Here is an 11,055-nt window from a genome sequence, read left to right as displayed (position 1 = left end):
GATAAAATTAATTTTTTAATTTTTGTGTGTCTTTTTTGATGCTGATTTGATCGAGGTCAAAAACACGCCCATGACCCTGGGCTACCTTTTGAGAACCACCACATCGTTAGTGCAACCCGTCGGGTTGGCGATAGTTGGCCTCGGGAGGTTATATGGAACGCTTTGAAGACTATATTCAGGGGGAACGCGTGGTACGGGAACTGCGTCGGCATGCCCCGGAGGCACTCGAGACGCTGGCCAGCGACCTTGAAGCGCCGCTTAGCCCACCGATGGAGCGTGCCGTGGCTCGATCGCTGGACGACAAACGAGTGGCCGATTTTGCTTCCTCGCAAGTGATGATGCCGGCCATGCTGAAGACCTTCGGTGTGAGCGCCCAAGCGTTGGCTGACGTGCAAGAAACGCTGGAAGTTCGCTGTGAGGAATGTACGGTCAAGGGCCGTTGCTGGACCGCCATGCGGGCAGGCGCTGATGCTGAGACCAGCCGCGAGTTCTGTCCCAACACGCCTTATTTCACGGGGGAGCAGGGCCCTCAGCAATGAAAAACGCACCGAAGACAGAGTCTACCGAGCATTTTCGGCAGATAAACGACACCGCCTGCTCTCCTTGGAGGCCGGCGGTGTCGTGTTTAGTGATCCGTCTTTAATGATACGTCTTTAATGATCATAGTTGAGAGTAACGTGCTTGCTTAAAGGAAAGCACTGGCAGCTCAATACCATGCCGGCTTCGATCTCGTAGTCTTCGAGAGCAAAGTTAGCATCCATCTCGACTTCCCCTTCTTCCACCTTGGCCAGGCAGGTGGAGCAGACGCCGGCCTTGCACGAGAAGGGAATATCCGCGCCGTGCTCGTTACCCGCATCCAGAATGCTCTGGGTATTGCGGGGCAGGTCATATTCAATGGTACGGCCGTCGATGATTACCTTGATGTGCGAGGTTTCGGCTTCCACCTGACCCACCTTGGTTGCCTGGCGGCGTTTGGCCTCCGTGCGTGGCAGGTTGGTATTGAACAGCTCGAAATACACCTTTTCCTTGGGCAGGCCGTGGTTGGTCAGCACGTCACGCACTGTTTCGGTCATTTCCTGAGGCCCGCAAAGGAAGGCGGCGTCGAGCTTGGGCACTTCCACCCAGCGATCGAACAGAGCGTTGCACTTGTCGGCATCGATGCGACCGTTGTAAAGGTCGATTTCCTGTTGTTCGCGGCTGAACACGTAAATGATATTGAGGCGTTCCAGGTAACGATCCTTGAGATCCTGCAGGCGCTCGCGGAACAGCGTACCCGTGGTGGAACGGTTGCCATAGATGACGGTGAAACGGCTTTTCGGCTCGGTTTCCAGAGTGGTGGACACGATCGACATGATCGGTGTGATGCCACTGCCGGCGGTCACTGCCAGATAATGCCCTTCACGGCTGGGGTCGAGAGGCACGAAGAACTTGCCCTGAGGCGGCATCACTTCCAGGGTGTCGCCGGCTTTCAATTCCTGGTTGGCAAAGGTGGAAAAGCTACCTCCCGGCACCAGTTTGACGGCGACTCTTAGCTCATGCTCGTGGACGCCGGTGCAGATCGAGTAGGAACGGCGAATATCCTCGCCTTCGATGTCGCGGCGCAGCGTCAGGTATTGCCCTTGAGTGAAGCGAAAGGCGTCCAGCAGGTCGTCGGGAATGTCGAAGGCAATGGAAACGGCATCATGGGTTTCCTTGCGAATATCCTTGACGGTCAAGGCGTGAAATCGGCTCATAGGGAATGGTCTCGTCAATCGTTGTGCGCTTCATAAGTACTTGAAAAAAGGCACTTGAAGCCTCACAGGCACTTGAAATAGTCGAAAGGCTCTAGGCAGTCACGGCAGCGGTAGAGCGCCTTGCAAGCCGTGGAGCCGAATTCGCTGACGCGTTCGGTCGCTTCACTACCGCATAAAGGGCAGGGCACTACCGGGTCGGCTTGACCGACCAGGCTGTGTTTGCTCGCGCTACCTACCGGGGGGGCAATGCCATAGGCGCGCAACTTTTCGCGTCCTGCCTCGGTCAGCCAGTCGGTGGTCCAGGCGGGGGACAGGCGGCGCTGGATCAAAGGGTCCGGGTAGCCCGCGGCCACTAGCGCTTCATGGATATGCTGCTCGATGACCTCGGTTGCCGGGCAGCCGGAGTAGGTCGGGGTCACGCTGACCACCAGCCGACCGTCGAGCCACTCGATATCGCGCACGATGCCCAGCTCAACCACGCTGACGACCGGGACTTCCGGGTCCGGCACTTCCTGCAGCACCGCCCGCACGGCGTCGATATCGCCTTCATCGCCGGCGTGCGGCAGTCCGCTGCGATCGCTGCCGATCAAGTCGCTGGAAGGCCAGTCATCGACCGGCTTCGACGGATGGTTACCAGACGGTAGCATCGGGATACGTCCTCGGCAGATATTGCATTTCCGCCAGTAGAAAGCCCAGGTGCTCGGTGTGATGACCGACTTTGCCGCCGGTATACATCCAAGTGTCGTAGGAGGGGCGCACCAGGGTGGCTTCCTCGAGCACCTCTTCCACGGTCGCTTTCCAGCGAGTGGCAAGGATTTCCGGGTCAGGCGCGATACCGGCCTCGAACATGGCCTGATCGATCTCGTCGAACTGGATCAGCTCGCCGGTGAAGCGCCAGAGGTTATCCAGGGCACGCTGCATGCGGGTATGGCTTTCTTCGGTGCCGTCGCCCAGGCGCATGACCCACTCGGAGGAGCGGCGCAGATGATACGTCGCTTCCTTGAGCGACTTGGCGGCCACTTCGGCGATGCGGGGGTCGCTGGACTGGGTCAGGCCGTCAAGCAGGTGAACGTGCCATGCGTCGAATAGGAACTGACGTCCCATGGTATCGGCGAAGTCGCCGTTGGGCTGCTCGACGATCAGGAGGTTACGAAAATCCTGAGCGTCGCGACGAAATGCCAGGTGATCGGCATCATGACCTTCACCTTCCAGTTCCGCGGCGTAGGTCAGCCAGTTGCGCGCCTGACCAAAGAGGTCGAGACCCACGTTCATCAAGGCCATTTCTTCTTCCAGCGCCGGGGCCTTGCCACATAATTGCGCGCTACGTTGTCCGAGTACCAAAGCGCTGTCGCCGAGGCGCAGCAGGTAAGCGATCAACGGTGTTTGTGTCTTTTGAGCTACGTTATGCATCACAGCCTCCCTTACATGTGGCCGACTTCTTTCGGCAGTTTGTAGAAGGATGCGTGGCGATAGACCTTGTCGTTGGACGGGTCGAACAGCGGCTCTTTCTCGTCGGGAGAAGAAGCGGTGATTTCGCTGGCCGGGATGATCCAGATACTCACTCCTTCATTACGACGGGTATAAAGCTCGCGGGCGTTTTCGATGGCCATGCGACGGTCGGCGGCATGCACGCTGCCGACGTGCTTGTGATTCAGGCCGTGCTTGCTGCGTACGAAAACTTCGAAGAGGGGCCAGTCAGCCATGGGGAAAACCTCGGTGGTCAGAGGAGCCCCGTGCTACGGGACTCCCTATTGTTTTAAAAGAACTGTTTTTAAAAACTTAGGTTTTAAAAGCTCGGGGTGTTGCGATCAGGCGGCCCGGCTTTGACGCTTGGCGGCGTGAGCCACGGCGGCTTCACGCACCCAGGCACCGTTATCGATGGCGCTGCGACGTGCTTCGATGCGCTCGCGGTTGCAGGGGCCGTTGCCCTTGACCACGTCGAAGAATTCCTGCCAATCGATTTCACCGAACTCGTAGTGACCGGTTTCCTCGTTATATTTGAGGTCAGGGTCCGGTGCGGTGCAGCCCAGTAGTGCGAGTTGCGGGACGGTCTGGTCGAGAAAACGCTGACGCAGCTCATCGTTGCTGTGGCGCTTGATCTTCCAGGCCATCGACTGGGCACTGTTGGGCGAGTTGTCGTCGGACGGACCGAACATCATCAAGGCCGGCCACCACATGCGGTTGATGGAGTCCTGCACCATGGCTTTCTGGTCGTCGGTGCCCTCCTGCATCATGGTCAGCAGGATCTGATACCCCTGGCGCTGGTGGAAACTCTCTTCCTTGCATACACGGATCATGGCGCGTGAATAGGGGCCGTAAGAGGTGCGCTGCAGCGGTACCTGGTTGACGATGGCGGCACCGTCGACCAGCCAGCCGACAGTGCCCATGTCGGCCCAGTTGAGCGTGGGGTAGTTGAAGATGCTGGAATACTTGGCACGGCCGTCGTGGAGCTTGTCGATTTCCTCGTCGCGGTCGGCGCCCAGGGTTTCCATGGCGCTGTAAAGGTACAGGCCGTGTCCCGCTTCATCCTGAATCTTGGCCATCAGCTGCAGCTTACGCTTGAGGGTCGGCGCACGCGTCAGCCAGTTACCTTCCGGCAGCATCCCGACGATCTCAGAGTGAGCGTGTTGGGAGATCTGACGGATCAATGTCTTGCGATAGGCGTCCGGCATCCAATTCTTGGGTTCTATCTTGATTTCATCATTGATGCGCTCCTGGAACTGGCGTTCCTCGGGGCTCATCTCGTCAAGTGTCTTGAGTTTGCTGGAACCGGTTTCAACGAGCTGCGCGTACATAGAGACCTCCGCGGCGTCGGTATGTCAGGGGGGTGTGACTTATCTTTTGTAAAGTGCTTCTACAAAGTATAGTGACACGGAATATTTTATCAACAAGTATTTTTGTGTGTCACTTTAAGACTTTGTGATAAGAGTCCATGCCAGGATAAGCGGGCTCTAAAGGAGTGGAGCTTAAAATAAAGTGATTCTGTATATTGGTCGCTTTTCTGAATTTGTTAACTATTCGGGCATGAAAAAGCCCCCGAAGGGGCTTTGGACCAATGCTGAGAATGCTGAGAGCGACTCATCAAGTGGCGGGAGGATTAAATCAGCGCAGATCCTTGACGCGCTTGGCCTTGCCCAGCGAGCGCATGACGCTTTCCACTTCACAGACTTCAATCTGGGTGCTGATGCCGATATAGGTCTTGATCGCATGCTGGAGTTGTTTTGAGGCCTGTTCGCAGGCCACCGGGTCGCGGGCGATGTCATGGTGACTTGCCTCGACACGCACCAGCACCATGTCCATGTTGCCCTGGCGGCTGACTTCGATCTCGTAATGCGGCGAGAGCGACTCGACCTTGAGCAACTGTTCCTCGATCTGGGTGGGGAACACATTGACCCCGCGGATAATCAGCATGTCGTCACTACGCCCAGTGATCTTGTCGATGCGCCGCATGGGACGCGCGGTGCCCGGTAATAAACGGGTGAGGTCGCGGGTGCGGTAGCGAATCACCGGCAGGCCTTCCTTGGTCAGGGTGGTGAACACCAGCTCGCCGTATTCGCCGTCCGGCAGAACTTCGCCGCTGACCGGGTCGATGATCTCGGGATAGAAATGGTCCTCCCAGATGGTCGGGCCGTCCTTGGTTTCCAGGCACTCCATGCCCACACCGGGTCCCATGACTTCCGACAAGCCATAGATGTCCAGCGCATCGATACCCAGACGCTTCTCGAGGGCGGTGCGCATGCTGTCGGTCCAGGGCTCGGCACCGAAGATGCCTGTACGCAGCGGCAGCGTGTGCGGATCGATGCCTTGACGCTCCATTTCGTCAGCAATGTTAAGCATGTAGGAGGGGGTGACCATGATGATGTCCGGCTCGAAATCCCGGATTAGCTGGACCTGTTTCTCGGTCTGGCCGCCGGACATGGGGATTACCGCGCAGCCCAGGCGCTCGGCACCGTAATGGGCACCCAGCCCGCCGGTGAACAGGCCGTAGCCATACGCCACGTGGACCTTGTCGTTGCGGCTACCGCCGGCGGCACGGATCGAGCGCGCCACCACATCGGACCACACATTGATGTCGTTCTGAGTGTAGCCGACCACGGTGGGTTGCCCGGTGGTGCCACTGGACGCATGGATCCGCACGATTTCACTCATTGGTGTGGCAAACATGCCGTAGGGGTAATTGGCGCGCAGGTCTGCCTTGGTGGTGAAAGGCAGTTTGGCGATATCCGCAAGCGTCTGGATGTCATTGGGGTGCACCCCCGCCTTGTCGAAGGACTGACGGTAGAACGGCACGTTTTCGTAGGCGTGCTTCAAGCTCCACTTCAGGCGCTTGACCTGAGTGGCGCGCAGCTCGTCGACGCTGGCGGTTTCCAGGGGGTCGAGAGTCGCGGTATCGATACGCGTTGCGGGCTGATTCATCAGGAGTCTCCGGTCAAGCAAGTTGTTATTAGGCTTATAGCTAAGAAATATAGGCTTACTGGCGCTCAATGATCAGGGCAATGCCCTGGCCGACACCGATACACATGGTGCATAGCGCAAAGCGTCCTTGCCGGCGCTCGAGTTCATGCAGGGCCGTGGTGACCAGCCGAGCGCCGCTCATGCCCAGCGGATGGCCCAAGGCGATGGCACCCCCATTGGGATTGACGTGTTCGGCGTCGTCGTCAAGGCCCAGGTCGCGCATGACCGCCAAGGCCTGAGCGGCGAAGGCTTCATTGAGCTCGATGACGTCCATCTGGTCGAGAGTCAGCCCGGTCTGGGCGAGCACCTTGCGGGTGGCCGGCGAGGGGCCGAACCCCATGATGCGCGGCTCCACCCCAGCGGTGGCCATGCCCACCACACGAGCGCGGGCCTTGAGGCCGAAGCGCTCGGCCTGGTCGGGGGACGCCATCAACAGCGCACAGGCACCATCGTTGACGCCCGAGGCATTGCCTGCCGTGACACTGCCGCCTTCGCGGAAGGGAGTGGGCAGCTTGGCGAGTTGCTCGGCGGTGGTGGAGGCACGCGGATGTTCATCGGTATCCACCACCAGCGGGTCCTGCTTGCGCCGGGGTATTTCGACCGCAACGATTTCCTCGGCGAGACGACCGGCCTGCATGGCGGCGGCGGTGCGCTGTTGGCTGCGCAGTGCGAAGGCGTCCTGATCTTCCCGGGAAATGCCGAACTGCTCGGCCACGTTCTCGGCGGTTTCGGGCATTGAATCCACCCCGAACTGAGCTTTCATGGCACGGTTGATGAAGCGCCAGCCGATGGTGGTGTCGAAGATATCGGCCTGACGTGAGAAGGCCTGTTCGGCCTTGCCCATCACGAAGGGCGCGCGTGACATCGACTCCACGCCCCCGGCGATCATCAGCCCGGCTTCGCCGGCCTTGAGGGTGCGGGCGGCATTGCCTATCGCATCCATGCCGGAACCGCACAGGCGGTTGATGGTGGTGCCGGGCACCTCGACCGGAAGCCCGGCGAGCAGGGCGGACATGCGCGCCACGTTACGGTTGTCTTCCCCGGCCTGGTTGGCACAGCCGTAAAAGATATCGTCGATCAACGACCAGTCGACGCTCGGGTTGCGCTCCATCAGGGTACGCATGGGAACGGCCCCCAGGTCATCGGCGCGCATGCTCGAAAGCGCGCCGCCGTAGCGACCGACCGGGGTACGAATGGCATCGATTATCAGGGCGTCTTTCATGGATTATCTCCAGCAGCGATGTCTTCCAGGCGGCGTACGCTGCCGCGAATCTTATAGGAACGTCCACGGAACAAGGCAACGGTGTCGCCGTGCTGATTGCGCAACGTGATGTCGTAAATGCCGGTGCGCCCGCGGCGGCTGCGTTCTTCGGCGGTGGCGGTGAGTACATCGCCCAGCTGGCCGGGGCCGAGGTAGTCGATACTGCAGCCGGCGGCCACCGTGGCTTCATCATAGCTGTTGCAGGCAAACGCAAAGGCGGAGTCGGCCAGGGTAAACAGGAACCCGCCATGGCAGTTGCCATGACCCTGCACCATGTCCTGGCGCACGGTCATGGTCAGTTCGGCGTAGCCGGGGGCCATGCGAGTGATGCGCATGCCCAGCCCTTGGCTAGCATGGTCGCGGGAAAACATCGACTCGGCACAGGCTTCGGCCAGCTGTTGCGGGGTCAGTGGGGATTCACTCATGGAAGCTTTCCTCGGTCAGGGCCTTGCGACGCAGCAGGAAAGAGGCGCGATAGCGCTCCTCGCCGTAGCTCTGCTGCAGGTGCGTGAGGGTGCGGTGGACGAAGGCCAGACCCAGCGAGTCCGCCCAGGCCAGGGGGCCACGGGGATAGTTGACCCCGGCCTGCATGGCCAGGTCGCCATCCTCGGCACTGCATACACCTTGCAAGACGGCGTCGGCGGCTTCATTGGCGAGCATCGCCACGGTGCGCAATACCACCAGCCCCGGAGTATCGGTCAGCCAGACCACGTCGATTCCCAGGCGCTGGAAGAAGGCGGTGGCAAGCTCACGGGCCTCGGCGGAGGTGGCGTGGCTGGCGGAAAGCGCGATGGCACCGGCGTTGCGGTAGTCCAGGCACAAGTCGAACAGCACCAGCGCTTCGAGCCCTTCGTTGACCGCACGCTCAGCGGCGCAACGCCCGTCGCTGAGGGCCAGCACCAGATCGCCCAGGCGCAGGCGGGTCGTGCCGTCCGGCTGCAACGACTCCCGGCGAACCACCTCGAGCCCGCTTTCCTGGGCGCGTTCCAGCAGCGGAGCGATTACCCCAGGCTCGCCCTGTACCACCAGCGGCGGCAATTCGGCCTGGGCCGGTGCAGAGATTGTGGGCTGAGGCTTGGCGGTATTTTCATGCTGTCCTTCACGAGAGTAGTCATAAAAGCCTTGTCCGGACTTGCGTCCCAGGCGTCCGGCTTCGACCAGGGCCTGCTGCACCAGGGAAGGCTCGAAACGGGTATCGCCGTAGTAGGCATCGAACACCGAGCGGGTCACGGCGTAATTGACGTCATGGCCGATCAGGTCCATCAGCTCGAAGGGTCCCATGCGAAACCCGCCGGCCTGACGCAGCAATGCATCCAGGGTGGCGGCGTCGCCGGCGCCTTCCTGCAGCAGGCGCAGCCCTTCGGCATAGAAAGGCCGGGCCACGCGGTTGACGATGAAGCCCGGGGTGGAACTGGCGTGCACCGCGACCTTGCCCCAGGCGCTGGCGGTGGCATAAAGAGTCTCGGCGACCTCGGCGCTGGTCGCCAGGCCCGACACCACTTCGACCAGCTTCATGACGGGTGCGGGGTTGAAGAAGTGCAGTCCCGCCATGCGCTCGGGGCGTTCGAGGTTGGCCGCAATCGAGGTGATCGACAGCGAGGACGTATTGCTGGCGAGCAAGGTGTCGGGCGAGCACAGGGCTTCGAGCTGAGCGAACACCTGGCGCTTGATTTCGAGGTTCTCAACGATGGCCTCGATGATCAAACGGCTATCGGCCAGGGCATCTATGGTGTCGGCGGGCTGCAGGCGAGCGACGATGCCGTCCACTTCGTCTTGGGTCATCTTGCCCTTGGCCACGCGCTTTTCCAACTGGCGGCGAATGTTGTCGATGCCGGCACTGGCCGCGCCCGGCTGATTGTCGTGCAGGATGACCGAATGGCCGGCCTGAGCGGCCACCTGAGCGATACCGGCACCCATGGCACCGGCACCGATCACGCCAATGACGGCGGTCGTGGGAAGGGCTGACATATCACTCTCCCTTAAAGGTGGGGCGACGTTTCTCGATAAAGGCGCTGACGCCTTCGCGGTAGTCTTCGGAGCGCCCGGCAAGGCGTTGCAGGTCGCGTTCCAGGTCGAGCTGTTCGTCGAAGCTGTTGTCACTGCTGGCATGCAGGGCGCGCTTGATCAGCGCCAGGCCGCGCGTGGGTTGGGTCGCTAGGTGACGCGCCATGTTCATGGCTTCTTCTTGAAGCGCCTCATCATCGACGCAGCGCCAGATCATGCCCCATTGTTCGGCTTTCTCGGCGGGAAGCTTGTCGCCCAGCATCGCCAAGCCCTTGGCGCGCGCCATGCCTACCAGATGGGGCAGGGTCCAGGTGCCGCCGGAATCCGGAATCAGGCCGATCTTGCAGAAGGCCTGAATGAAGCTTGCCGAGCGAGCCGCCAGCACGATGTCGCAGGCCAGGGCAATGTTGGCACCGGCACCCGCCGCCACGCCGTTCACCGCGCAAATGGTGGGAAACGGCATGTCCTTGAGGGCGCGCAGCATGGGGTTGTAGCGTTTCTCAAGCGACTCGCCGAGGTCGGGGGCTTGCTCGCCGGGGACTACGCTACGGTCAGAAAGGTCCTGGCCGGCGCAGAAGCCGCGACCGTTGCCGGTCAACAGCAATGCCCGGATGCTCGGGTCCTGGCGCACGGCCTTGAGCGTCTTGCGCATCTCGGCGTGCATCTCGGTATTGAAGCTGTTCAGGCTTTCGGGGCGGTTCAACGTGATGCAGGCGACGCCGTCTTCCACGCTGTAAAGCAGGGGCGCTTGGCTCATGGGGTATATCCTTGTGTCAGTGCCCTTGAAAAGTGGCAGGTCGTTTTTCCTGAAAGGCGCGAATGCCCTCTTCGCGGTCGGCGGTGCCCGCCAGCAATGTAAATGCATGGCGCTCGAAGCGCAGGCCGGTGGCCAAGTCGGTATCCATCGCCTTGTGCAGCGATTCCCGCGCCAGGCGTACCGCCAGCGGTGCCTTGGCGGCGATGCGTTTGGCAATGGCCATGGCGCGCTCAAGGGTCAGTTCGGGCTGGGTGATTTCGCTGATCAAGCCGGCTTCGAGCGCACGGCGAGCGGAAATCGGCTCGCCGGTCAGTACCATCTGGGTGGCCAGTGATTTACCCACCGCCCGCAGCAGGCGCTGGGTGCCGCCGGCACCGGGCATGATGCCCAGGTTGATTTCCGGCTGGCCGAACTGGGCACTCTCGCCGGCGATGATGATGTCGGCATGCATGGCCAACTCGCAGCCGCCGCCCAACGCATAGCCGTTGACGGCGGCGATGATCGGTTTGCGAAAACGCGTGATGGCGGCCCAGTGGTGCTGGCGAGGGTCTTCCAGCATGCCGACTAGGTCGCGTTCGGCCATTTCCTTGATATCCGCACCGGCGGCGAACGCCCGTGCATTACCGGTGATCACCACGGCGCGCACCCTGTCATCATTGTCAGCATCGCTCAGGGTGTCGGCGAGTTCGGCGAGAAGCTGTGTGTTGAGCGCATTCAATGCGTCCGGGCGATTCAGCCTGATACATAGAACGCCATCTAGGGGAGGGGTGATTATTAGAGTCGTGGGCATTTTTTCCTCAGTTCGGCCTGTGGTACACAGGATGGACTATCCGCCGAGTATAGGT

General features: G+C 60.8%; 12 protein-coding genes. 1 reads left to right on the top strand and 11 read right to left on the bottom strand.

Annotated features, from left to right (window positions below):
- Positions 1–152 precede the first annotated feature (152 nt).
- The gene (locus tag LG290_RS15295; RefSeq protein WP_499835522.1) at positions 153–539 is read left to right on the top strand and encodes a hypothetical protein; all 387 of its coding nucleotides are present in this window, start codon (positions 153–155) and stop codon (positions 537–539) included.
- A gap of 114 nt (positions 540–653) precedes the next feature.
- Here LG290_RS15295 and paaE read toward each other — a convergent pair whose 3' ends face one another.
- The 11 genes from paaE to paaF form a co-directional block, all read right to left on the bottom strand.
- A complete protein-coding gene (gene paaE, locus LG290_RS15290) occupies positions 654–1,733 on the bottom strand; it encodes a 1,2-phenylacetyl-CoA epoxidase subunit PaaE (protein WP_499835521.1) in 1,080 nt (359 codons plus the stop codon).
- 62 nt (positions 1,734–1,795) lie between these two features.
- Positions 1,796–2,380, bottom strand: a complete 585-nt coding sequence (paaD, locus tag LG290_RS15285; protein WP_499835520.1) for a 1,2-phenylacetyl-CoA epoxidase subunit PaaD — start codon at positions 2,378–2,380, stop codon at positions 1,796–1,798.
- Positions 2,364–3,143 (bottom strand): 1,2-phenylacetyl-CoA epoxidase subunit PaaC, encoded by a 780-nt coding sequence (gene paaC / locus LG290_RS15280; RefSeq protein WP_499835519.1) that lies wholly within the window; start codon positions 3,141–3,143, stop codon positions 2,364–2,366. Before paaC ends, paaD begins: the two co-directional genes overlap by 17 nt.
- 11 nt (positions 3,144–3,154) lie before the next feature.
- Positions 3,155–3,436, bottom strand: coding sequence for a 1,2-phenylacetyl-CoA epoxidase subunit PaaB (gene paaB, locus LG290_RS15275; RefSeq protein WP_160418249.1), 282 nt, complete (start codon positions 3,434–3,436; stop codon positions 3,155–3,157).
- A 105-nt stretch (positions 3,437–3,541) separates the two neighbouring features.
- Positions 3,542–4,528, bottom strand: a complete 987-nt coding sequence (paaA, locus tag LG290_RS15270) for a 1,2-phenylacetyl-CoA epoxidase subunit PaaA (RefSeq protein ID WP_499835518.1) — start codon at positions 4,526–4,528, stop codon at positions 3,542–3,544.
- A 307-nt stretch (positions 4,529–4,835) separates the two neighbouring features.
- Positions 4,836–6,149: a phenylacetate--CoA ligase PaaK gene (paaK, locus tag LG290_RS15265; RefSeq protein WP_499835517.1), complete on the bottom strand. Its 1,314-nt coding sequence runs from the start codon at positions 6,147–6,149 to the stop codon at positions 4,836–4,838.
- Between the two features lie 55 nt (positions 6,150–6,204).
- The gene (pcaF, locus tag LG290_RS15260) at positions 6,205–7,410 is read right to left on the bottom strand and encodes a 3-oxoadipyl-CoA thiolase (RefSeq protein ID WP_499835516.1); all 1,206 of its coding nucleotides are present in this window, start codon (positions 7,408–7,410) and stop codon (positions 6,205–6,207) included.
- Positions 7,407–7,874, bottom strand: coding sequence for a hydroxyphenylacetyl-CoA thioesterase PaaI (paaI, locus tag LG290_RS15255; protein ID WP_499835515.1), 468 nt, complete (start codon positions 7,872–7,874; stop codon positions 7,407–7,409). Before paaI ends, pcaF begins: the two co-directional genes overlap by 4 nt.
- Positions 7,867–9,417, bottom strand: coding sequence for a 3-hydroxyacyl-CoA dehydrogenase PaaH (gene paaH / locus LG290_RS15250; protein ID WP_499835514.1), 1,551 nt, complete (start codon positions 9,415–9,417; stop codon positions 7,867–7,869). The genes paaI and paaH overlap by 8 nt, the downstream gene beginning before the upstream one ends.
- A 1-nt stretch (position 9,418) precedes the next feature.
- Positions 9,419–10,210, bottom strand: coding sequence for a 2-(1,2-epoxy-1,2-dihydrophenyl)acetyl-CoA isomerase PaaG (gene paaG / locus LG290_RS15245; RefSeq protein WP_499835513.1), 792 nt, complete (start codon positions 10,208–10,210; stop codon positions 9,419–9,421).
- A 16-nt stretch (positions 10,211–10,226) separates the two neighbouring features.
- Positions 10,227–11,000 (bottom strand): 2,3-dehydroadipyl-CoA hydratase PaaF, encoded by a 774-nt coding sequence (gene paaF / locus LG290_RS15240; RefSeq protein WP_499835512.1) that lies wholly within the window; start codon positions 10,998–11,000, stop codon positions 10,227–10,229.
- Positions 11,001–11,055: the final 55 nt, after the last annotated feature.

This window comes from Halomonas sediminis (genome assembly GCF_044871105.1).
Taxonomy (GTDB): Bacteria; Pseudomonadota; Gammaproteobacteria; order Pseudomonadales; family Halomonadaceae; genus Vreelandella; species Vreelandella zhuhanensis.
This window is presented reverse-complemented; position numbering and strand designations above follow the sequence as displayed.

Excerpts from the sequence above, each read along its gene's own strand:
- paaD (WP_499835520.1), bottom strand. The coding sequence starts at position 2,380 with ATGCTACCGTCTGGTAACCATCCGTCGAAGCCGGTCGATGACTGGCCT.
- paaA (WP_499835518.1), bottom strand. The coding sequence starts at position 4,528 with ATGTACGCGCAGCTCGTTGAAACCGGTTCCAGCAAACTCAAGACACTT.
- paaB (WP_160418249.1), bottom strand. The coding sequence starts at position 3,436 with ATGGCTGACTGGCCCCTCTTCGAAGTTTTCGTACGCAGCAAGCACGGC.
- paaF (WP_499835512.1), bottom strand. The coding sequence starts at position 11,000 with ATGCCCACGACTCTAATAATCACCCCTCCCCTAGATGGCGTTCTATGT.
- paaE (WP_499835521.1), bottom strand. The coding sequence starts at position 1,733 with ATGAGCCGATTTCACGCCTTGACCGTCAAGGATATTCGCAAGGAAACC.
- paaI (WP_499835515.1), bottom strand. The coding sequence starts at position 7,874 with ATGAGTGAATCCCCACTGACCCCGCAACAGCTGGCCGAAGCCTGTGCC.
- LG290_RS15295 (WP_499835522.1), top strand. The coding sequence starts at position 153 with ATGGAACGCTTTGAAGACTATATTCAGGGGGAACGCGTGGTACGGGAA.
- paaG (WP_499835513.1), bottom strand. The coding sequence starts at position 10,210 with ATGAGCCAAGCGCCCCTGCTTTACAGCGTGGAAGACGGCGTCGCCTGC.
- paaH (WP_499835514.1), bottom strand. The coding sequence starts at position 9,417 with ATGTCAGCCCTTCCCACGACCGCCGTCATTGGCGTGATCGGTGCCGGT.
- pcaF (WP_499835516.1), bottom strand. The coding sequence starts at position 7,410 with ATGAAAGACGCCCTGATAATCGATGCCATTCGTACCCCGGTCGGTCGC.
- paaK (WP_499835517.1), bottom strand. The coding sequence starts at position 6,149 with ATGAATCAGCCCGCAACGCGTATCGATACCGCGACTCTCGACCCCCTG.
- paaC (WP_499835519.1), bottom strand. The coding sequence starts at position 3,143 with ATGCATAACGTAGCTCAAAAGACACAAACACCGTTGATCGCTTACCTG.